At 44.4% G+C, this 20992-nt stretch carries 21 protein-coding genes and 1 riboswitch; of the genes, 4 read left to right on the top strand and 17 right to left on the bottom strand.

Translation table 11 applies throughout. From position 1 onward, the window contains the following. Nucleotides 1–64: 64 nt before the first annotated feature. Both PO771_RS09140 and PO771_RS09135 read right to left on the bottom strand, forming a co-directional pair. Nucleotides 65–379: a DMT family transporter gene (locus PO771_RS09140; RefSeq protein WP_272562963.1), complete on the bottom strand. Its 315-nt coding sequence runs from the start codon at nucleotides 377–379 to the stop codon at nucleotides 65–67. Continuing rightward, a complete protein-coding gene (locus PO771_RS09135) occupies nucleotides 379–726 on the bottom strand; it encodes a DMT family transporter (protein WP_272562962.1) in 348 nt (115 codons plus the stop codon). The genes PO771_RS09140 and PO771_RS09135 overlap by 1 nt, the downstream gene beginning before the upstream one ends. A gap of 78 nt (nucleotides 727–804) precedes the next feature. Next, nucleotides 805–901: riboswitch (guanidine-I (ykkC/yxkD leader) on the bottom strand. 94 nt (nucleotides 902–995) lie between these two features. On the opposite strand from PO771_RS09135, the gene PO771_RS09130 reads away from it, so the two are divergent. Next, entirely contained in the window at nucleotides 996–2972 is a 1977-nt protein-coding gene (locus tag PO771_RS09130; RefSeq protein ID WP_272562961.1) for an acetoacetate--CoA ligase, read from the top strand. A 66-nt stretch (nucleotides 2973–3038) separates the two neighbouring features. Here PO771_RS09130 and PO771_RS09125 read toward each other — a convergent pair whose 3' ends face one another. The 9 genes from PO771_RS09125 to PO771_RS09085 all read right to left on the bottom strand — a co-directional run bounded on the left by PO771_RS09125 (nucleotide 3039) and on the right by PO771_RS09085 (nucleotide 13415). Beyond that, nucleotides 3039–5009, bottom strand: coding sequence for a methyl-accepting chemotaxis protein (locus tag PO771_RS09125; RefSeq protein WP_272562960.1), 1971 nt, complete (start codon nucleotides 5007–5009; stop codon nucleotides 3039–3041). Between the two features lie 207 nt (nucleotides 5010–5216). After that, the gene (locus PO771_RS09120; RefSeq protein WP_272562959.1) at nucleotides 5217–5780 is read right to left on the bottom strand and encodes an AarF/UbiB family protein; all 564 of its coding nucleotides are present in this window, start codon (nucleotides 5778–5780) and stop codon (nucleotides 5217–5219) included. Nucleotides 5781–5807: 27 nt separating this feature from the next. Beyond that, the gene (locus PO771_RS09115; protein ID WP_272562958.1) at nucleotides 5808–6875 is read right to left on the bottom strand and encodes a phosphotransferase; all 1068 of its coding nucleotides are present in this window, start codon (nucleotides 6873–6875) and stop codon (nucleotides 5808–5810) included. 57 nt (nucleotides 6876–6932) lie between these two features. Further along, a complete protein-coding gene (locus PO771_RS09110; protein WP_272562957.1) occupies nucleotides 6933–8114 on the bottom strand; it encodes a carboxylate--amine ligase in 1182 nt (393 codons plus the stop codon). Nucleotides 8115–8129: 15 nt separating this feature from the next. Further along, complete coding sequence (locus PO771_RS09105) at nucleotides 8130–9452, bottom strand: glycosyltransferase family 4 protein (RefSeq protein WP_272562956.1); 1323 nt, start codon at nucleotides 9450–9452, stop codon at nucleotides 8130–8132. Continuing rightward, on the bottom strand, nucleotides 9449–10105 hold the full coding sequence (locus PO771_RS09100) for a PIG-L deacetylase family protein (protein WP_272562955.1): 657 nt from the start codon (nucleotides 10103–10105) through the stop codon (nucleotides 9449–9451). Before PO771_RS09100 ends, PO771_RS09105 begins: the two co-directional genes overlap by 4 nt. Before the next feature lie 150 nt (nucleotides 10106–10255). Then, nucleotides 10256–10804: a hypothetical protein gene (locus tag PO771_RS09095; RefSeq protein WP_272562954.1), complete on the bottom strand. Its 549-nt coding sequence runs from the start codon at nucleotides 10802–10804 to the stop codon at nucleotides 10256–10258. A gap of 244 nt (nucleotides 10805–11048) precedes the next feature. Next, nucleotides 11049–11876 carry a C40 family peptidase gene (locus PO771_RS09090; RefSeq protein WP_272562953.1) on the bottom strand — a complete coding sequence of 276 codons (828 nt, stop codon included), beginning with the start codon at nucleotides 11874–11876 and terminating at the stop codon, nucleotides 11049–11051. 120 nt (nucleotides 11877–11996) lie between these two features. Beyond that, nucleotides 11997–13415 carry a hypothetical protein gene (locus tag PO771_RS09085; RefSeq protein ID WP_272562952.1) on the bottom strand — a complete coding sequence of 473 codons (1419 nt, stop codon included), beginning with the start codon at nucleotides 13413–13415 and terminating at the stop codon, nucleotides 11997–11999. A 209-nt stretch (nucleotides 13416–13624) separates the two neighbouring features. Between PO771_RS09085 and PO771_RS09080 the strand changes: the two genes are divergently transcribed. Further along, a complete protein-coding gene (locus PO771_RS09080; protein WP_272562951.1) occupies nucleotides 13625–14233 on the top strand; it encodes a trimeric intracellular cation channel family protein in 609 nt (202 codons plus the stop codon). Nucleotides 14234–14258: 25 nt separating this feature from the next. Here the strand turns inward: PO771_RS09080 and PO771_RS09075 are convergent, their stop codons facing one another. The 4 genes from PO771_RS09075 to hpaB all read right to left on the bottom strand — a co-directional run bounded on the left by PO771_RS09075 (nucleotide 14259) and on the right by hpaB (nucleotide 17784). Further along, complete coding sequence (locus tag PO771_RS09075; protein ID WP_272562950.1) at nucleotides 14259–14645, bottom strand: 5-carboxymethyl-2-hydroxymuconate Delta-isomerase; 387 nt, start codon at nucleotides 14643–14645, stop codon at nucleotides 14259–14261. A 34-nt stretch (nucleotides 14646–14679) separates the two neighbouring features. Further along, nucleotides 14680–15438, bottom strand: coding sequence for a fumarylacetoacetate hydrolase family protein (locus PO771_RS09070; RefSeq protein WP_272562949.1), 759 nt, complete (start codon nucleotides 15436–15438; stop codon nucleotides 14680–14682). Further along, the gene (locus PO771_RS09065; RefSeq protein ID WP_272562948.1) at nucleotides 15435–16226 is read right to left on the bottom strand and encodes a fumarylacetoacetate hydrolase family protein; all 792 of its coding nucleotides are present in this window, start codon (nucleotides 16224–16226) and stop codon (nucleotides 15435–15437) included. The genes PO771_RS09070 and PO771_RS09065 overlap by 4 nt, the downstream gene beginning before the upstream one ends. 82 nt (nucleotides 16227–16308) lie before the next feature. Next, complete coding sequence (gene hpaB / locus PO771_RS09060) at nucleotides 16309–17784, bottom strand: 4-hydroxyphenylacetate 3-monooxygenase, oxygenase component (RefSeq protein WP_272562947.1); 1476 nt, start codon at nucleotides 17782–17784, stop codon at nucleotides 16309–16311. A gap of 145 nt (nucleotides 17785–17929) precedes the next feature. Between hpaB and PO771_RS09055 the strand changes: the two genes are divergently transcribed. Both PO771_RS09055 and PO771_RS09050 read left to right on the top strand, forming a co-directional pair. Next, entirely contained in the window at nucleotides 17930–18844 is a 915-nt protein-coding gene (locus PO771_RS09055) for a LysR family transcriptional regulator (protein ID WP_272562946.1), read from the top strand. A gap of 23 nt (nucleotides 18845–18867) precedes the next feature. Beyond that, nucleotides 18868–19212, top strand: a complete 345-nt coding sequence (locus PO771_RS09050) for a rhodanese-like domain-containing protein (protein WP_272562944.1) — start codon at nucleotides 18868–18870, stop codon at nucleotides 19210–19212. A 61-nt stretch (nucleotides 19213–19273) separates the two neighbouring features. On the opposite strand, the gene PO771_RS09045 is transcribed toward PO771_RS09050, so the two are convergent. Both PO771_RS09045 and PO771_RS09040 read right to left on the bottom strand, forming a co-directional pair. After that, complete coding sequence (locus tag PO771_RS09045) at nucleotides 19274–20296, bottom strand: NADH:flavin oxidoreductase/NADH oxidase (protein ID WP_272562943.1); 1023 nt, start codon at nucleotides 20294–20296, stop codon at nucleotides 19274–19276. 58 nt (nucleotides 20297–20354) lie between these two features. Next, nucleotides 20355–20915 carry an FAD-dependent oxidoreductase gene (locus PO771_RS09040; protein WP_272562942.1) on the bottom strand — a complete coding sequence of 187 codons (561 nt, stop codon included), beginning with the start codon at nucleotides 20913–20915 and terminating at the stop codon, nucleotides 20355–20357. Between the last annotated feature and the right edge of the window lie 77 nt (nucleotides 20916–20992).

Genomic DNA, 20992 nt, shown 5'->3' with positions numbered 1-20992 from the left:
CAAGGGTAACGGGGCGATCGCACAAGTTACATCCAACGTTCAGGGGATCGCTTCCTTTTCTTCTCTATGAAACTACCTTAAGTCCAATGGCTGCACCAAGCACCAGCAAGATAAACGAAATCCGGCGCCAGTCTTTCGATTCTCCATATAACACCATACCTAAGATCGCTCCGCCAGATGCTCCGATTCCGGTCCAAACCGCATACGCGGTTCCCATCGGCAATGTTTCCATCGCCAGTTCAAGAAAAAGAAAACTGGCACCAAAACCAGCAAGCAAGAGTAAAAAAGAGCGCCCTTTTCGATCTTGATGCCATTGATTAATCATGGCAACGCCAAACATTTCACACAATCCAGCTATCACCAAATACATCCATGCCATTATGATTCAGCTCCTTCTGTTTTTGCCTTTTCATCTTTTGTCACCATTTTCAAGCCAATCACGCCAATCAGAAGCAGCAAAATGAGCAGCACTTTCACGAGATTGAACGGCTCACCAAACAAGATCATCTCGGAAAGCACAGTTCCGGCTGTACCCATTCCGACGAAAACAGCATACACGGTGCCGACCGGCAATTTTTCACCTGCCATAATGAGTAAATAAAAGCTAATCCCAATCGAAATCGCCGTTCCAAGCCACGTCCATCCATCGTAAGCATGCTTGAGACCGATTACCCAGAACACCTCGAAACATGCCGCAATCAACACTTTCATCCATTCCTTATTCATTTTCTTTCTCCTCTCTTTTCTCACGTTTCTTTGGCGTATTTAACCAAAAAAAAGAGAGATATTCTGTGTTTGACAGATATCTCCCGGGCTTTTATCCCTCCGTGCCACAGCGGTGCTGTGCGTTTTCTCTCGGACCAGACCGATGTATGCTCGCGGAACCCTAGAAAACATGACGTATATCATTCTTTTTACTATAGCTAGTTCAGTCTGATTTTTCAAGATCATCATACATATAAAGAAATTAGCAATATAACTTATGAGGTGAGACGATGACACCGATTACAGAAGGGACTCTTCTCTGGCAGCCCGATCAAGAACGAATACAGAATTCCGGTATTTACAAGTTTATGGCCTGGTTGAAAAATAATAAAGGCTTATCATTTTCAGATTATAACTCCCTGTGGACATGGTCAGTGGAGTCACTAGAAGATTTCTGGGAAAGCGCCTGGCAGTATCATAGAATTCGGTCAACAGCTCCGTATACAACTGTACTGGAAAAACGGATCATGCCAGGAGCCAAATGGTTTACAGGAGCTAAGTTAAATTATGCGGAGCATATATTCAGGCATGCTTCCGATACCAATCCTGCCATTGTGTTTCAATCCGAACATGTGCCATTAACCGAGATTTCCTGGTGTGAACTCAAGAAACAAACCGCTTCACTCGCCAAAACCTTACAAGACATAGGCGTAACACCGGGGGATCGTGTAGCCGCTTATCTGCCAAATATTCCGCAAGCGACTATCGCCTTTTTAGCTTGCGCTAGTATCGGTGCCATCTGGTCAAGCTGCTCGCCTGATTTCGGGACACCAAGCGTGATTGACCGCTTCAAGCAAATCGAACCAAAAGTACTCCTCACAGTCGATGGATATTGGTATAACGGAACACTACATGATAGGAGAGCTGTCAACAAAGAATTACAGGCAGCACTTCCGAGTGTAGAAAAAACAATTATCGTCTCTTATGTTTATGATGAGCCAGATACGGAAGACCGTACAGAAATATTAAAGTTCGCACACCTTGTACGAAATGAAACCGAACTCACCTATGAACACCTGCCGTTTGACCATCCGTTATGGATTTTGTATTCCTCCGGCACAACGGGCATTCCGAAAGCAATCGTTCATCCACAAGGCGGGATGATCTTGCAGCAGCTGACTACCTTCGCCATCCAGCAGGGGCTTACTTCAGAAGAGCGTTTATTCTGGTTTACGACGACCGGTTGGATGATGTGGAATTACGTAGTCGGGTCGCTTCTCGTTGGCGCAACGATTGTGCAGTATGATGGAAGCCCGACCTACCCAGGGCCTCATGTTCTGTGGGAGTTAGCAGAAAAAGCACAGATTACCTCGCTGGGCATTAGTCCTGCACTTATCGGGGTCTGTATGAAATCAGGTCTTCATCCGGGAACACAGTTTAATCTAGACAAACTCCAAGACATTGGTGTAACCGGAGCACCGCTGACCACGGACGGATACAACTGGTTATATACGGCTGTCAAAAAAGATATATGGGTAAACTGTACGAGCGGAGGAACAGATGTATGTACGGGCTTTGTGGGAGGAACTCCCATCCTGCCGGTACGAGCAGGCGAAATACAATGTCGGTTATTAGGGGTGAAGGTAGAGGCCCTTCATGACGCAGGGCATCCTGCTTTAGATGAGGTAGGCGAACTCGTCATTACCCTTCCGATGCCTACGATGCCTGTTTACTTCTGGAATGATCCAGATGGAAGCCGCTACCGCGAAAGTTACTTTGAGATGTTCCCCGGTTTGTGGCGGCATGGCGATTGGATCAAAATTAAAGCAACGGGGAGTTGTGTGATTTATGGACGCTCAGACTCTACGATTAACCGCCATGGCGTTCGCATGGGAACAAGTGAACTGTATCAGGCAGTGGAAGGGCTGGATAACGTGCTCGACAGCTTGATTGTCGACCTGGAATACGTAGGCAGAAAATCATTGATGCTCTGCTTTGTGGTTCTCAAGGATGGTGTCTCGCTTACGGATGAACACAAGCAGCAGATTCAAGCAAGAATTAGCAAGCTGGCGTCTCCCCGCCATATTCCCGATGAAATCTATCAGGTTCAGCAAATTCCACGAACGATAAACGGCAAGAAGATGGAAGTTCCGATTCGTAAAATTCTACTTGGTTTCCCACTTGCGAACTGTGTAAGCCCTGATTCCATGAGCAATCCTGATTCACTTCCTTTCTTTGTTGAGCTAGCGAACACGCTCAACGTATAAAACAAAACCAGGTGTAGCGAACGATCTTGTCCCTCTACACCTGGTTTTTACACGATTCTATCCCTACTAGATTTTGAACTGATTCATTACTTGCTGCAGCTCATCACCAAGGGAAGCTAAGCTGTTCGCATCACCGGAAATCTGATTCGCTCCTGCTGCCTGCTGTTGACTGGCTGCACTCACTTCTTCAGCTCCCGCCGATGCTTCCTCCGTAACAGCAGAAATGCGCTCCATACTTTCCCCGATTTGCTGCCCTACCCCCTCTAAGCTTTTAATGGCGGTATAGATTTCCTTATTTTTATGCAGCACATTGTCAATATGCTGGACAATTTCCTCGAACACTTGTCCTGCCTGATAGACCGTTCTCGAGCCTTCTTCCACCACACGCGTACCGCTTTGTGCGGACTGTACAGCACGTTGACTGTCATGTTGTGTTTCCTTAATGAGCGCCGCGATTTGAGAAGCCGAGCTGCTTGTCTCATTGGCTAACTTTCTCACTTCCTCCGCTACTACCGCAAATCCTTTCCCATGCTCACCTGCTCGCGCCGCTTCAATGGAGGCATTTAACGCCAGGAGGTTGGTCTGTTCCGCGATATTCGTGATCATTCCAACAATGTTTCCAATTTCTTTTGAACGTTCATCCAGCTTTTGAATCATCTCGGATGTATGCTTTACCGTTTCATTTACTTCGGTCATTTTTTGAATCGCTTCATTAGCGTATCCTAAGCCATTCTCTGCTGATTCTTTACTTTGATTGGAGGCGGATAATACTTCACCTGTATGATTGGCAATCCGGTTGACTGTCTGCACCATGTCATTCATTTGACTTGCCGCATGCGTAACTGATGACGCGATATCTACGGTGCCAGAAGCTAATTCTGAAATCGTAATCGCGACCTGTTCGGCCGACATTTTCGTTTCCTGACTTGTAATCGCGAGTGTATCAGATGACGCTTTAATATGGGTCGACACTTTTCCAATCTGACCCAATAGATCCTGAATTTTTCTCACCATCACATTGAAATTCTCTCCCAATCGGCCGACTTCATCGTTTGCAGCATGCTCTACCTTAAGGGTCAGGTCTCCATTCGCCACATGTGAGGTTAACTCACTCATTTTTTGAATCGGGCGAACTAAACGAGTAGAGAAGATAACCACAGCGATAATAGCGAAAATCAAGACAACGGAAGCGGTGACAAGTGATAGCTTGGCTAAATATGTTAATTGTACCGATGCTTCTGCCACAGGTGCTGTTAAAAAAATACTCCATCCGGTAATCGGGAGTTTCTTATAGAAGGTATACTTGTCCACACCATCAAATACATAGCGTACCTCACCGATTTCACCGCGCTGCGCAGCTTCATGCGCTTCGGTAAGTTTTGGTATATTTAGCTTTGTCACATTGCTTTTCATCACTAATTCTTTCTTTGCATGGCTAATAATAAGCCCATCTTTTTGCGCTATGAATGCATAGCCAGTTTGTCCGATTTTCACTTCGCTGGCAACTTTAGTCAGTGTATCAATTGGAAATGTCGTTCCTACTACTCCAATCGTCTTTCCTTCCTTATTTTGAATTCGATTGGCTACTACAATGCTCAGCTTTCCCGTTGTTTTACTTGCAACCGGCTCCGAAATAACATGCTGGCTTCCCTTCATAATTTGTTGAAAGTACGGACGGTCTGCAACATTCGCTCGTTTGTCCTCTGTTGTAAGCGCATCTCCGTTACTGTTCGCTACAAATAACATCGTATATTCCGGGTATTCCTTTAGCTTTTGCTTCAAATAGGTCATTTGTGCAACCGGATTCATACTTGTCATCTCTTCACCTGTTGCAATGTTAGACAGACGCTCCACATGCATTTGTAATTGATCATTTAATTTGGTGCTTAGCAACTCTAGTTCAACCATCGACTTTTCACGAAAGTTTTGTTCGAGAAACTCTTTTGCTTTGTTATGGTTTAACCACGCTACTCCAATTAGAGCCAGACACATGATTGGAATTATAACTATCAATAACTTTGATTTTATACTTTTCATCCTGGCGCCCCCTCCGTGCATCATCCTATAGCAACATAATTAACATGACTATCATACCATATAAATGTATGAATTTTAGGATAATAGCAAATTTTGCACAATATAATTGAGTAATATTTGGAAAACAATAAGAAGCCAGCGTATGAAGTATGTCCATATACGCGGGCTTCTTATTGATATGTCTTATTTAATCGTTTACTCCCTGCATCAAATGTTTTTCCATTCCTCATAAAGGGATGGGTAAAGCTTATTCACATGTTCCAAAAACTCGTTTAAAACCCCCATCTTTCTTAATCCAGCTATTAATTTAGTAGGAATAGATCGAGCCGAAGTCAGCGCCCGCTTGTGATCGATTACTTTTATTGCCCCCTGCTCATTAAATAAAATGTGACGCACCTCCGTATCATATCTCACAAATCCCACTCTTTTCATTTCTTCCAGCATGAATAAAATTTTTCTTACGATTGATTCAGACAATTGTCGCTCTTTTTTTATGTGCCCCTTAAGAGAGATTCCGTTCACATACTCCATGACTATATAGTTTGAGCCATACTCATAAAGCCGGGGAATTATGGGCGTCAATTGTCCCACCTGTAGTGCCTCCAGCTCCCTTTGTTGAGTTTCTTCCTTATAAAAAATTTTGACGCACCGCTCAGCAGTCAATTGATAGACCGCTCCATCCCCTCCTTGGCCTATCAGTCTGTATCCGGCTAGATGTTGAACGCTGACTGTACCGTTATTCTTAGTGATGATCTTCCGGAAATCTTCCATTCCTAATCCTTCTCCCCCATTTCTATTCTATAGAAGTCCAAGCTCTTTTCCCCAGAGTACGATTTTCTCCAGGTATCTTCCTAGAAGTGCGCTCTGTTCTCCGTTCAACACCCTGCGCAAATGATTAAGCAGCCTTTTTTCTAAAACTCTCTGTAAATAGGTCATTTTCAACAAGTTCAGTGGATCCTCACGGAAGATAATTCCCTTCTTTTGCATTTCTTTACTATATAAATGAACACAATGACTGCGAATGTCTTCGGCTTTCGCATGCCAATCTTTACGGAAATCAATTAATAATTCAACAAGAACTACTAGGTCATACCAGATCGGAGCATATTTCACAGACTCCCAATCAATCAATTGAATGGGCCAGGCTTGCTGTTCATGTACGTTTGTACAGCAAACATTGTGAATATGGAGATCGCCGTGTATGAGACTCTGCCCCGCTTCCATGATTTCAGGGAAAAAGACAGGACCTTTTTGCAATATGTTATGGATGACGTTATAGCTAGGTGCCACCATTTCTCTTAGACCCGGTTCTTTCATGGCCCGATCGAGATACTCCTTTGTTTTCTCGATATGGTTGCTTCTCTCCAAAGCGATCAAGTTTGAATCATAACGGGGGAGCCAGGAATCGAACACGTCTGCATGCTGCAAAAAACGGTTTTCAAATGTGAGCGCATGAAAATTTGCTACGGTGGGAATGATTTGGTCCAAATGTTTTGGAACTAATTTAATTTGTCCGCGTAATGGCTTTACATACTGGGTGAATAGCCAGATTTCTTCCTTGTTTACATTATCGATCCAATACATCTGCGGCATAAATTCATGCAAAAGTGTATAAGCCCTCTGATACATATTAATTTCAACCATTTGATTTTCTTTCAGTGGCAGTTTGAAAATTTTAAGAACAACCGGAATCGATTCGATCCCATCCGTAACAACTAGTTTCCAAATACTCGTTTTTTTGCGTGAGTTTTTAAGAGACTCTATTTGATGATCGACTAGCGTAACTGTATTACCGGAAACAGATGTAAATTTATTTCCCCAACGAAATTTTTGCCAATTGCTTAAAATTTCTTCTTTACTGCTCAACGGAACAATCCCCTCGCTTCTATACATTCTGAACGTTCCACCTTCAAGGGTATCATCCTATTTCCTTCCCCATAAATTACGCAAGTGCGAGATAAAGCTCCTCACAAACGGCAAAGGATCATCCCAGGCAAACAAAGCTTCTACCTTCTCTCCTCCTAATAAACACTTTATCCATTCAGTGAACGTCATCTCCCCATTTTTTTGCTTTTGGCGGAAGGAAAGAAAATCACGCACCAAATACACCCACTTGATCCCTTCTTTTTGTCTACTTACAGGCGATGGATTCTGACCTGTTAGCGACAAGTAGTACAAGTAGGCTAAATCAACACCACAAGCAATCGATAATCTTTGTGTTAACCCAACTCTTGGATTGATTTCAATAAATTTTAACGTTCCATCTCGTGGATCTTTTTTGAATTCTGTGATTGCTAATCCTTTGAACTGCAGTTCATTCAAGAATGATACACACGCTTCCACCACTTTTTCATCTCTTATACTTAGGGCAAGAGCCGTAGAGCCAAAGTGAGGGGGGAATTGATGGATTTTTTGGTTCATCCATACACCGATTACGTTCATCTGTTCATCAAAAAATGTTTTAACGGAATAAATGCACGCCTCATTTCCGGGAATCACTTCTTGAATCATGAGTTCGCCAAATTGGCGATAAAAAAGGTACTCTTCTCGTAATTCGGATGCCTGCTCTACCATAATTGCTTTTTTATACAGCCGGTAATCGATTCGTTTACGGAAATCAGAAGAATAGACTGGTTTTAAAATACAAGGGAAGGTAACTTCATGAATGATTTGTTCAAGCTGATGCTCATCGTGAATCACAAATGTTTTAGGACATGGAATGTTATGCTTGCGGGCCAGTTCATACGTTAATCTTTTATCTAATACCGCTTCAACGAGTGCGTGTTCTGGAAGCAGGAAACGATAGTACCCGGATAATTCCGTTCTGTATTTGGAAATAAACTGCACAAAGTCATCAGAACCGGCATAAAGTACCGCTTTCTCTACAAAGTTTTTTCCGACACTCGTTAAAAATCGAAGCAGTTCCTCTCCCTCAGAAGCGGGATTAGGGCAAATCCCGCAGGTCGCATACCGGGTTTTGCCGATTTCATATTTTCCTTTCGTATCATACGCATACACTCGAATTCCTTTTTTTTTCAAACTCCGAATAATACCGATCCCAGTTGCACTTAAATCAAGGACAACTGCCGGAATATCATGTCGCATTTCTTCTTCCTCCTGTTAGAGTAACGATCGATACACCTCTTCTATTTTTTTTGCCATGTTCGCAACGGTTAAATGTTTTTCCGCAAACTCTCTGGCATTTTGAGCTATTCTTTCTCTTAAGGTTGAGTCGTGTAAAAGAAGCAATAATTTTGCAGCTAGCTGTTGAACGTTTCCCGGTTCAACAAGTAATCCAGTATGATAATCTTGAATCAGTTCCGGTATACCACCGCAATTCGTCGTAACAATCGCTCGCTGTGCGAACATCGTCTCAATGATCGAAATCGGCAGCGTATCACTCGTGGTTGGCAGCACGACAATATCGGATTGACCTAACAATTCAGGAATATCGGTTCTGCTTCCTAAAAAGAAGACGTTGTCTAATTGGAGAGCACGAACTTGATTCTCCAGCTCTTCTCTCATGACCCCATCTCCTACAATCCATACATCAACATTGTTCAATTGATTTTTAAGTAAAGCGATAGCTTCAAACAAATATTTATGTCCTTTACGAGGGCGAAGACGGGAGATACAAGTAATGATCATTTTGTCTTCTACCGTTTTTGCTTTCTTCTTGATGTTCTCCGCCCTAAAATTAATACCGGTATAAACCGTTGTCATTTTGCTATCTTCGGCACCTAAATTTTTTAGAATGGGGCGAAAGGCTTCACAGAGCATGATTACCTGGCTTGAACTTTCAATCGCTTTCCTATCCAATGCCAAAAAGTATGCTGCTTCTATTGAATCCTTTTCCATTAGATTGAACTTTAATTTGCTATGCGTCATAAATCCATGGGGAGTGAAAAGCAGCGGTTTTTTGTAGTGTTCGTTTAATACGCCTAATATATTGGCGGTAAACCGATCCTGAGCGTGGAAAATATCATATCTCTCTAAATTCATATCTCGCAGCATCATTTCATAACTGTAGAGATGTTGGTCATTATCTAGTATTTTTTCACTATAGCACCCGTATCGGTCACTATAAAATCGTTTATTATCTTTCCCTATTTCCTTGCGTAAACCGATAAGTTTATCCCTGTCAAATTGGGTGGAAGCCATAATATCAACATGATGTCCTCGTTCTTCCAAACCGGACTTAAGCATTGTTAAATAATTCTGCAATCCTCCAATGGCGGGATACTTCCAAAATGTTGTAAGTAATATGCGCATCTTTTTGCGGGGCTTTGTCTGAGCTTCCTTTGTCCCTGATTGTTTTTTATGGGAGGGAATTGTGCCATAATATTGATCCATTGCAGAGATCAAATAAGGGTATGGAATTAACTGAGAGGAAATCTCACTCATTCGTTCATCTTGATTCGAATGGTTCTTCTTATCTGTCATTTCCATACCCTCCTTATGATTTCAAATGCTTCTGCATACTTAACTCCTACCGTCATTCCTCGTACATGAGCTAAATATTTTACCCCTTTATAAGAACGTGGATGAGGAAACGGTCTCATCTCCATATCATAATACTGAAGAGCCTTCAGTTTTTCGTCTATGGTGTCTGTAATGTCCACAAAATAATTCGGTTTAAATGCTTTATCATTCGTATGCTGGGTCCATTCGCTAGAAGAAACCGTTTCGAAGCAAAGAATTTCAACGGGTTGTTTGCCAGGTAGGGGACGGGCTGCCGTTAGAACGGCTTGAAAGAGAATTTGATGGTCACGATTAAGGTCACCATAATGATGCGTAAAAATCATAGAGGGTTCGTATTTGTTCAGTAAGACTTCAATCTCTTTATTGATGACATGCAGCGGAAGGGTTTCCAATAATAGATTGGGATATTCCAAAAAAATAGTCTCTTCTACTCCTACCTGTTTGTTTGCTTTTACCATAAACGGCCGAATATGATCTTTCTCTTCCTCACGTCCGTTTGCGACAATAACGGTGGTGACTTTACATCCGTGATTCATTAGTTTCTTTATCGTTCCACCGGTGCCGAGGAGTTCATCATCGGGATGCGCAGCAATGACTAACACATTTCCACCCATTTATCCACCTCACCCTCATTACAAATTCTTTTTTTATGTATATGGAAGCGAACCCATTGGGGAAACGGACATGAGTGGAGAAAAGAAAAACCTGAATCATGTTTTTGATTCAGGTTTTGGTAACTATAAAACAAACACGCTGGCGTTGTTTTATTGGTATATCTTATTTAACCGTTTAATCTCTGCATCAAATGCAGCCGCAGGCTTTCCAAATGCGTCGGTAGCTGTAAAGAACTTTTCCGCGTAAGTATCCATTTGCTCATCTGTTAGCGTATCTTCAAGAAGCGTTTTTTTCATTGACTGGATCGCGATTCCTTGCTGCTGTACTGCCTGCGTATACGATGCGTGTGCTTGTTTCAGCTTAGCTGGTACATCTTTTGGCTGATATTTACTAGCTTGCTTATATGTTTTCTCCCAGGCGGTCAGCTTATTTACCATAATCGTATAAAACTCTTCCTCTTTGTTCTCATATTGATCGGCCTTTAGTGCAAATTGGACGATGTCACTTGACTGTGTGCGTAGTTTATACAAAATATCACTTTGATATTTGATATATGTACGTTCTGCCGTCGTATACGCTGCTTTTTTGGCAGCAGCTTTTTTTGTTGCTGCTTCTGCCTGAGCAGGTAGTAACGCAACAGGAGCGGAAACTGTGAGTGCGAGCAAACATGCGAGTGTTGTCTTAACGATTTTTTTCATAATTCCTCCTACGATTTTAAATAATTGTAAAATACTAACTAGTATTATAAAGGATGTTTTTCCGCAAACAAGAAATACATCCTTTCTTACACTATCAAGTATAAAAATAAGGCTTATAGTCTGTAGGTATTTAGTATCGTTATTATTCCTCATATAGTCCTTTAGTTTATATGAATTGTTCTCATCTCCACAAAAATAACCCCTCCTCAATGAACTTCATTGAGAAGGGGTTGAACTGATACTGTTATTTAATATAGCGCCTTGCTCCTGCATAACAGGCATTATAATACTCATCCCCAAAGATGTACTCAATTTGCACACCGTTTTTCGGGCCTGTATCCGCATTAATCATTTGATCATTTCCCATATAGATGCCAACATGTGTAATGATAGAAGAACCGTGTTCCTTAAAAAATACGAGATCACCTTTGCGCAATTGATCTTTCGCTACAGGAGTTCCATATTGAAATTGCCAATTTGAAGTACGGGGAAGTTTAACTCCGATTTTACCGAATACGTATTGCACCAAGCTCGAACAGTCCAACCCCACCCACGGGGTGGTGTCTCCCCACACATACGGGACATCGAACTGGTCTTTTGACAGCCCGATGACGTAATCCGCTTTTGTTTCCCAATTAGCAGTAGGTGAAATGGACGGGGGAACGGTTGGGATAGTAATGACCAATCCCGGCTCAATGTTATGCTTATCTTTGACTTGCGGGTTTGCCTGTATCAAGTACGAAAAGCTGATGCCAAATTTCTTGGCAATCGTCCAAAACGTATCCTGGCTCTGAACTGTATACGTTCTCCTCGATACTTCACTCGCAGGAATTAATCCAGGCATTGGTTTATGCCCGTTTGGAAGATTAATCATCAATCCCTTCCAAATGTTTTTCGGATCAACGAGTGGATTGATCGCTTGTAAGTCAGACGCACGTACTCCTGCCCGCTGTGCAAGCGACCAAAATGTATCCTTTCCCGTCGATGTGTATTGATCATACGGAACCGCAAAACTTGTTTCTGGAAAACATAAAAGTGCTAAAAAAATCCCGAGCAAAAGTTTTCGCTTCATAAGTAAATGCCTCCTGCTTCATTTTTCCTTTCTTACCTTGTCCGCATTCTCGTTCTACTATTCGCCAATACACAGAAAAACCAGGTGCAGAGACGTTCCTCCACACCTGGTTTTTCGATCTTACAAATGAATCAGTTGTAAATAAAGCGGCAAAATAAGCGCCATAATGAACACATATTTGCGATTCCAGCGAATCGAGACATCAAGTATGTCTACCTGTAACACATTTGCAAGCAGGTTATTCGCACCGGATGCAGGTGAAATCACATTGGCGATCCCAAAACTCCCCAGAAGTAGCACGGCAAAATAAGCAGTGCTCATTCCGATCAACTCCGGATGGATCGTTGTCACAAAAATGCTAATCATAATAATGGGATGCAGGCCGATCATCGCGGAAAGTACAACGATGAGCGAGAGACAACATGCCTTCCCGATGACAAAAGATCCAAATCCGTAATTGAGCTGCTCAACCAAAAAATTCCCCAGGTTCACATGACTTAACGCACTGCTAAAAAAGCCGGCCACTAAAAATAACACAACTTCTTTTTTCATCCGGGGAATCGCAAGAAAGGTATGATCACGAAGCTCTCTTGCGTACTCACCTGTTTTTCCTGCTAGCATACACCATACAAACGAAAAAACGAGCGAGACAAGACAAATAATGAGAACCATCCCAAAAGCAAATAGTTTCTCAATTACTAAAATCAGCGCCATAATCGCAAACAGGATCGTAAATAACTCGACTACTTTTTTGATACCGCTTGTTCTTGTCGTACTATGTATATTCTCATCTTCATCATCGAGGGCATTCTCAACCGTAACTTGCCTGATAATAGGCAAATCAATAAGCAGACTCACGATAAAACTAATTAGAACAAGACCGATTGACGGTAAAACAATGGACGACCAGGTAATCGGCAGCTGACTGAGCACAAGCGCCATAGCCGCGAAGTAAGGCGACCAAAAGATCGCGCTCCCAAACCCTCGACTAATCCCATCTGCAAGCAAGCGGGGAACCCGAATTTTAGAAGCGGTTGACAGATGATACACAATCGCCGTAGACCCGATATTTAACACCGTACCTAATAGGTGCGTTAGCATCGACGACCCGAGAAAGAAAAAGTATGGGTGATCCATCTTATTCTTACACACGACTTTCAGTGCCTGCACGTACCCGCCTATCTTGATCGGAATCCCGAGCAGCGGAGAAAAAATAAATAATGCCACCAGCGTTAAGTTAATTCGAAACCCATCGAGCCATTGTTGAACAGGAGCCCGATTCAAACTAAACAAGAGGATGCCACTTACGAGAAGCACGACGCTCACGATCATCGTACTGCCCCGAAGTATTGGCAGAATGGCGACAATGATCAGTCCGATTATGATGCTGAGTCCTGTTTCCAGCCAATGCTCATGAAAAAACTGAAGCAGAATGTAGCCGCAAGCTAATAGTCCGATAAAAATACCTTGTAGTTTCTCCTGAATTCGCAGAGTGGGCTCCGCTGTCTGGATCGAAGAAGAGGAAGTCTGAGCATGCATGCAATCCCCGCCTATATTTTATATGTAGGTTTATTTTATCTGAGTTTATGAAGTGTGACAAATGGATGATTATTTTTCAGCGGGTTTGTGGAAATCCACAAATTACATATGCTTTTTTTGGTTACTTCCACATTGAACGAAAAACGCTTACAACTTTATACTTTGAATCAGCATTTTGTAAAATGACTTCTTGACTTGAGGCGATCAGCATGGAATGGGACTTTTTTAATAGTATGGCGATTATCGCTTTTGCTTTTAGTGGCGCAATTGTTGCCCTCCAGGAAAAATATGATATATTCGGCGTATACGTTCTCGGTTTGGCCGCATCATTTGGAGGCGGCTATATTCGCTGTGTATTAATGGGTCTACCTGTTAAACCAATCTGGGAGCAAGGCTCACTGCTTTACATTGCGTTAGTGGCTATTACGATCATTTATATGCTGCCGAAAAAATGGTTGGATTCCTGGAATCGCTGGAATGACTTTTTTGATGCCGTCGGACTATCGGCATTTGCGATACAAGGAGCGATTTTTGCGCTTAGCTTCCATTTGCCGCTTGGGGCCGTTATTCTGTCTTCGATTGTAACCGGCATCGGCGGGGGAATGCTGCGCGATGTACTGGCCCGCCGAAAACCGATGATTCTCCAACAGGAGATTTATGCCGTATGGGCCATTCTAGTCGGGGTCGTGATTGGCTTACGGTGGGTAGATCCAAACAATGTAGTCGAATTGTATTCGTTGTTCGTAGTTGTAACGATACTGCGTATGCTTTCTATTGTATACAAATGGCATTTACGATTACGCGAGCTGCCGAACTAGCTACCATTGCAGGCAGCTCCCTACCCTATTTCTTGTAACGCACATGAATATTGTTATGCTTATATGTCCCCGCTTCACTGAATTCTACTAATTCCATAGACAGCGCCAGATAACGTGTCGCAAACAGCTCGGCAAAATGATCTTTTACCGTCGCAAACAGTTCATCACATACAGCCTTCTTATCTGCTTCAGACCGCCCTGCCCCAATTTTTAGCGTCACATGGACGAACGCATCGTCCGCTGTTCCGTCCGCCACGCAGTAATCCTGCAATTCAATCGCCCGCGAACGAATGCCCCCAATCGGAAATAGCGGCGCACGCCCGATCAAAACATCGTTGATTTTTTGGAGAAGTCCGGAAATGTCCCCTTCTGCCTTTACGTTATCCGTATATTCGACAATAATATGCGGCATGCTTTTTCTCCCCCCTGTTTACAAGTGCTGCTGACTATGTACACGTAAATGTCTCATCTCCGACAATCGTATTGCACAAGCGTCCAATTCCCTCGACTTCCGTTACGACTTCATCCCCCACTTTTGTGTCAACCGAGCCCTTTGGCGTACCGGTCAAAATGATATCCCCTGGACTTAACGTCATAAAACTACTCAAGTATTCAATCAACACAGGGATGCTGAAAATCATGTCAGCTGTATTTCCTTCTTGCACAACCTTGCCATTTACATACGTGCGCAGTGTTAGATTCATCGGATCGGCTACGTCCGCAGCATCCACTAACCACGGCCCAATCGGTGTACACGTATCCCGATTTTTAACTCGCAAATTCGGGCGATAATAGTTCTCTAAATAGTCACGGATCGCATAATCATTCGCAACCGTATAGCCAGCAACATAGTCATATGCGTCTTCCTTCTTTACGTTGCGTGCCGGACGCCCAATCACGACACCAAGTTCACATTCATAATGCATGTATGTCACATCTGCGGGACGGCGCGTTTGTCCGCGATGACCAATAAACGTATTTGGCCCTTTGAGAAACACAAGCGGTTCGGTCGGTGCCGTAAACGCCAGCTCCGCCGCATGATCCGCATAGTTTAGGCCGAGGGCAAACACGGTGCGCGGCTCAATCGGCGGCAGCCAGATCACCTCTTCTTCGGCCACAACACGTCCATCTTCCAGCTTCACGTTCCCTTCTATTTCGACTGCGCTATGAATGGCTCCCATATAGGCTACACGTGCTCGTTTCATACCGCTCTCCCCTCCATCCAGTCACGTTCCGGTACAACTGTATTCTCCAACCAGCCCACTTCATCAATCTCGATCCGCACCTGATCGCCTGCTCCAGCGAGTGGAGCATCTTCCGGCACGCCGACAAGCAGCACATCCCCGGGATTGAGCGTCATAAAATCCGTCACGTCTACCAGGAGACGAGCGACCGAACGAATCAGATTCGCGGTCGTATTTTCTTGACGCAGCTCACCATTAATAAACACCCGCACTCCGAGTACATCCGGATTCGCAACAGCATCTCGCTCGATTACCCACGGTCCAATCGGACAAAACCCATCCCGTGCTTGCTGGCGAATCGCCGGACGGTACACATTTATGTGGGGAATGCTTACATCATTCACTACGGTATAGCCAGCTACGTAATCGAGTGCCTCCGACTCACACACACGGGTCGCGGTGCGACCGATAACAACGCCAAGTGCTGCTCCCATCGCAAGCTCTGGCACATCATCCGGCAGTGGAATAGCAGCCTTATGCGCTGCAATGGTATTAGCGGGTTTCATGTACAAAATTGGTGCATTAGGCGCTGCCATATATGGCGCTTCGTTCACTGCCTCACCGAGTGCAGCAAGTGCCCCTTTGTAGTTTAACTGTGCACCATAAATCGTGCCTGCTACTGGAGCTTCAAAGGTCAGATAATTACTATCGTACTGGGTTCCGTTCACTTCTACTGTACGTTCGGCCAAATGTACCGTCGCTTCTTCTGTCTGGGGCCGTCCTGCTTGCTTGATTACCGCTCTACTCATCTCGTTCCTCCTTTTTTCAAATGCACAAACAGACCGGGAAAAGAAAGCTCTTTCACCGGTCCGCCTGCCGTTCACTCACACGTTATACCCCTGCGTATTTATGATTTGGATTTTTGGCACGGCTCAAGAACTCTGTTACGAGATCTTTGTACGGCTGTTTATTGTACATGTCATAATACACATTCGACATGCGAACCGGATCACCGAAGAAATAGTACTCATACAGCGCCTGCCGATTGCCGAATGCGCTAATCGCAATGTCCCATGCGAGACGGTACAACTGTACGCGATCATAGCCATCAATATTTGCCCCCTGGTTGAAACGGTGCATAAGCGGACCAATCTCGGCATGATCAAAGTCAGCCTCTGTCGGAATCGCCATCAGACCGGAGGAACCTAAGATACGAATGATTTCTACAATGCGCTGATACATTTTCGGATACCAGTTACGTGCCGCATTAAGCGGTGCGAAGTCCGGTGTCATATTGCCATATTTATCAATTGCCGCATTATGTTCCGCACGGTACATATGCGAGCGCATCACCTCAAGCGCGATCATTACTTCTGATGCTTTTTCTTTCACGTGCTGGAACTGCTCAATCCCGATTGCATCAATAATGCTCAAGATGACACCGAGCGTAAATTCTGTTTTAGCGATGTTTTTCGCGACAACTTGATGCGTCATATGAACAACGGCATTCGTCTCGACGTACGTACGGTTACAAATGTCTGTGCTTTCACACACAAACACACGATCCCAAGGTACTAATACATTATCAAATACGACAATCGCATCACTTTCATCGAAGCGTGCGCCAAGTGGGTGATCCCACTGATTGCGACCATAATCGAACGATTCACGGCACATGAATTTTAAGCCTGGCGTATTGTTTGGAATCGCAAACGCAAACGCATACGGATCATCCTGCGATGTCGCCTTATTCAATGTAGAAGGGAACACCACGATTTCGTCTGTTACCCCACCGAGTGTTGCTAGAAGGCGGCAGCCATTTACGACAATGCCGTCCTCGTTTTTCTCGACGATACGAGCTGAGAGATACGGGTCTTTTTGTTCAGACTGCATTTTCGAGCGATTCACCTGTGGATGAATGAGCGTATGCGTTAGGCTAATGTCATTCTCCCGACAGTATTCATAGTAGTTGCGTGCATTTTCTGCGAACCGCGGATCACCCTGGGCAAAGAAAGAACCAGCTGTTCCAAACGACATGACACTCGTATTCAAATAGTCCGGGGAACGCCCCATCATGCCGCCCGAGTAGCGAGCCCATTCTGTAATCATCTCACGGCGGGCGAACAAATCTTCTTTTGTCTTTGGTTCAATGAACGACAGACCTACTTGATTGCCCGTTGTCGGTGATGTATAAAGCATTTTGTCTGCTTTTTCATGCTGAAGATCATACAGATTCACCAGGCTCTGCACAATGTTGCGGAACGCCGGATGTTCCGCAACGTTCTCTACCCGCTCTCCGTGAATCCATACTTCATTATTCGCTTTAGTAAGCGCTTCCAAATACTGCTGTCCCGTACGTGCCGCCATGTACAATTCCCCCTCATATATTATCTGAAATTACATAATTTTCTTTATTTATTATACTAGCATGTGCTACTCTATATGAAAAATACCGATTTTATTAATTATGTATATGAAAAAAGTATAGAAATCAGCAGACGGGAGCGATTAAATGGATATCAAGCAACTGCGGTATTTTGTAACAATCGCAGAGGAAGGACAAATCACACGAGCAGCGAAGAGACTGCACATGGCTCAGCCGCCATTAAGCTTGCAGCTCAAGCTTCTCGAACAGAAGCTTGGTGTACAATTGATAGAACGAAATGGCAGACAAATGGAGCTTACACAGGCGGGAGTCGTCTTATATGAAAAAGCGGAGCAACTATTGCACCAGCTTACTGAAACTGTAACCGAAGTACAGCAAGTCGGTAAAGGAATCAGCGGCGTGCTATCAATCGGGTGTGTGCAATCTTGTTTTTCCTACCTGCCCGAGCGCATTCGTCACTTCCGCGAACAGTATCCGCTGCTTCGTTTTCAATTACGGGAAGGTGATTCCTTCCGCTTATCCGAAGATTTGCACGGCCGAAAAATTGAGCTGGCACTTGTACGTCTCCCAGTAGACATGACAACGTTCGCCTCGATTCCGCTGCCGCCCGAGCCGTTCGTTGCCGTTATGCCCAAAGAATGGGAAGCTGATTTTCCAGATGGGAGCATTCATGTAACCGACCTAGCGAAAGTTCCCCTGCTGCTCTTGCACCGTATTAATGGAACGGGAACGTATGAGGTTACAATCGAAGAATTCCGACGGCACGGGTGTAAACCGAATGTCGTATGCGAATGCCCGAACGCCAGTATGCTGCTCTCGCTCGTTCGGGAAGGCGTAGGTGCCACCTTACTTCCCACTTCCGCACTGACCAGACAGTCTGCACAAGAGTTTGCTATTCTGAATCTTATTGATGCTAGCATTCAGTCCGAATCAGCGGTCATCTGGCTCCGTGACCGATATGTGTCACAGAGCGCTCGCCGGTTTCTTGATACGTTTTCGTATGTAAAGAATGGGTGTGTAGAAAAAACTATGCTACAATGAACAAAAAAAGGAGGGTATACATAATGAATCAAGAGAAGCTATCACCACAACAAGTACAGAGCATGCTCACGGAAGGAAAGCCTGTTCTGTTTCTCGATGTGCGGGATGTGGAAAAATACGAGGCAGGCAGTCTGCACGTAGAGGGGCGAGAAACTCATAATATTGCCTATGTCGCCATGCGAGACAACGATAAGGAAGCCCTTGATCGAGTTGATCGTCTGCCGCAGGACGTACAGATTATTACTGTCTGTACAACCGGCAATAAAGCTGGAAAAGCTGCGCAGCTACTGCAGGAACGTGGACGAAACGCGATCTCACTTGAAGGCGGAATGACCGCCTGGAACGAGTGTGTCGAAAGTAAAAAATAAACAAAAAACATCCCGTATCCGATCGCTATGCATCAGGGTGGATACGGGATGTTTTTTCTTTTTAAAATGCTCGTTGATACGCAGCCGGAATGACTTCTTTATTCCCTTCGGCCTGTGCTACATGAAGCGCCCAGAAAGGATTGCGCAGCGCCCCGCGACCAATTGCCACAAAATCTGCCTGCCCACTCTCCACAACACGGGCCGCATCTGTCGGATTTTCCAGCTTTCCGACGGCAATTACAGGTACTGCAAGCGCCTCTTTCACCGCCTGGGCGAGTGGAACTTGATACCCTGCTTCCACTCCCGGTCTACCACCAGAACCGATCGGGCCTTCCCCGCCAGATGTAATGTGAAAAATATCAATGCCCGCTTCTTTGTAAGCACGGCAAATGTCAATCGCATACGAAACGTCGTATCCACCCTCGACATACTCCTGTGCCGACACACGCATAATCAGCGGCATCGATTCTGGAATAACTTTCTTAACAGCCTCAACAACTTTTACACCGAATCGGGTCAAATCGCGGCCGTACTCATCCGACCGCTGATTAGTGAGTGGAGAGTGAAATTGGTGCAGCAAGTAGCCATGTGCACCATGAATCTCAATCGTGTCGAAGCCCGCCTGCACAGCACGCAGCGCTGCTTGTTGGAAATAGGCAATCTGCTGCTCGATTTCTTCCATTGTTAATGCATGCGGCACTTTTGATGCCTGATCGAACGGAATCGCCGACGGAGCAACCGGAATCGCAGCATCGGTCGCTTTTCTTCCGGCATGTCCAAGCTGAATCGCCGCTTTTGCACCGTATTCATGCAGCTTATTCACGATTCTTTTATATGCTGGAATGTGCTCATCCGACCACAAGCCAAGATCGCGATTTGTGATCCGACCATCCGGCTCGACTGCCGTCATCTCCAAAATAATCAGGCCAAAGCCACCAACAGCCCGGCTGACATAATGCACAAAATGCCAGTCTGTCGGAACCCCGTCTTTTTTATGTACTTCATACTGGCACATCGGTGGTAGAACGATACGATTTTTCACGTGTAAATCTTTACTTGCGAATGGAGAAAATAAGGTTGTCATCTGCTCTCTACCCCTTTTTAGACATTGCTTCCCCAATAATACGAAGGATCACCTCGAATTATTTCAACACATCATGGTCGACATATCGCTCGCCATTCAACTCACTAATAATATTAATGGCAACATTCGCACCATCGCCTGCGACAATAATCGTATGCAAACTTTTCCCCGCAATACCTCCCGCAGCCCAGATCCCTTCTACACTTGTCTTTCCAGAAGCATCGACATCAACAATTGTTTTAACACGCGGTTCGGTACCCGCTTTTGTTTGAACACCGATTTTTTCTGCCAAATCAGTGAAAAGACCGGTTGCAAGAATGACATGGCGAGCTTCAAATGAACCGTTTTCGGTGTCGATCCGCAGTCCTTCACTCGATTTTTCGATGTTCTCTACTTTTGTTTGCACAAGCTCAGCACCAAACTTTTTCGCCTGTTCCTGTCCGAGTTCAACAAGAGCAGGTCCTGTAATCTCTTTTACACCGTAATGATTTTCGATCCACGCTTTTTTAGTAATACTTTGATTGCTGTCCAGAAGTAGCGTTTTCTTGCCTGACTTTGCCGCGATAAGAGCAGCGCTTGCACCGGCTGGTCCGGCTCCGATTACGAGAATATCATACATACTTACGTCCTCCTCAAAATAAAATACAAATCGGCATACTTGGTTATTATCTATTATAAATCATTCGCTATTTCCTG

The organism is Aneurinibacillus uraniidurans (assembly GCF_028471905.1).
GTDB lineage: Bacteria > Bacillota > Bacilli > Aneurinibacillales > Aneurinibacillaceae > Aneurinibacillus > Aneurinibacillus uraniidurans.
The sequence above is the reverse complement of the archived record's forward strand: the minus strand, read 5'-3'. Positions and strand labels throughout refer to the sequence as shown.

Coding starts and splice junctions, on each gene's coding strand:
- PO771_RS09140 (WP_272562963.1), bottom strand. CDS start 379: ATGGCATGGATGTATTTGGTGATAGCTGGATTGTGTGAAATGTTTGGC.
- PO771_RS09135 (WP_272562962.1), bottom strand. CDS start 726: ATGAATAAGGAATGGATGAAAGTGTTGATTGCGGCATGTTTCGAGGTG.
- PO771_RS09130 (WP_272562961.1), top strand. CDS start 996: ATGACACCGATTACAGAAGGGACTCTTCTCTGGCAGCCCGATCAAGAA.
- PO771_RS09125 (WP_272562960.1), bottom strand. CDS start 5,009: ATGAAAAGTATAAAATCAAAGTTATTGATAGTTATAATTCCAATCATG.
- PO771_RS09120 (WP_272562959.1), bottom strand. CDS start 5,780: ATGGAAGATTTCCGGAAGATCATCACTAAGAATAACGGTACAGTCAGC.
- PO771_RS09110 (WP_272562957.1), bottom strand. CDS start 8,114: ATGCGACATGATATTCCGGCAGTTGTCCTTGATTTAAGTGCAACTGGG.
- PO771_RS09105 (WP_272562956.1), bottom strand. CDS start 9,452: ATGACAGATAAGAAGAACCATTCGAATCAAGATGAACGAATGAGTGAG.
- PO771_RS09100 (WP_272562955.1), bottom strand. CDS start 10,105: ATGGGTGGAAATGTGTTAGTCATTGCTGCGCATCCCGATGATGAACTC.
- PO771_RS09095 (WP_272562954.1), bottom strand. CDS start 10,804: ATGAAAAAAATCGTTAAGACAACACTCGCATGTTTGCTCGCACTCACA.
- PO771_RS09090 (WP_272562953.1), bottom strand. CDS start 11,876: ATGAAGCGAAAACTTTTGCTCGGGATTTTTTTAGCACTTTTATGTTTT.
- PO771_RS09085 (WP_272562952.1), bottom strand. CDS start 13,415: ATGCATGCTCAGACTTCCTCTTCTTCGATCCAGACAGCGGAGCCCACT.
- PO771_RS09080 (WP_272562951.1), top strand. CDS start 13,625: ATGGAATGGGACTTTTTTAATAGTATGGCGATTATCGCTTTTGCTTTT.
- PO771_RS09075 (WP_272562950.1), bottom strand. CDS start 14,645: ATGCCGCATATTATTGTCGAATATACGGATAACGTAAAGGCAGAAGGG.
- PO771_RS09070 (WP_272562949.1), bottom strand. CDS start 15,438: ATGAAACGAGCACGTGTAGCCTATATGGGAGCCATTCATAGCGCAGTC.
- PO771_RS09065 (WP_272562948.1), bottom strand. CDS start 16,226: ATGAGTAGAGCGGTAATCAAGCAAGCAGGACGGCCCCAGACAGAAGAA.
- hpaB (WP_272562947.1), bottom strand. CDS start 17,784: ATGGCGGCACGTACGGGACAGCAGTATTTGGAAGCGCTTACTAAAGCG.
- PO771_RS09055 (WP_272562946.1), top strand. CDS start 17,930: ATGGATATCAAGCAACTGCGGTATTTTGTAACAATCGCAGAGGAAGGA.
- PO771_RS09050 (WP_272562944.1), top strand. CDS start 18,868: ATGAATCAAGAGAAGCTATCACCACAACAAGTACAGAGCATGCTCACG.
- PO771_RS09045 (WP_272562943.1), bottom strand. CDS start 20,296: ATGACAACCTTATTTTCTCCATTCGCAAGTAAAGATTTACACGTGAAA.
- PO771_RS09040 (WP_272562942.1), bottom strand. CDS start 20,915: ATGTATGATATTCTCGTAATCGGAGCCGGACCAGCCGGTGCAAGCGCT.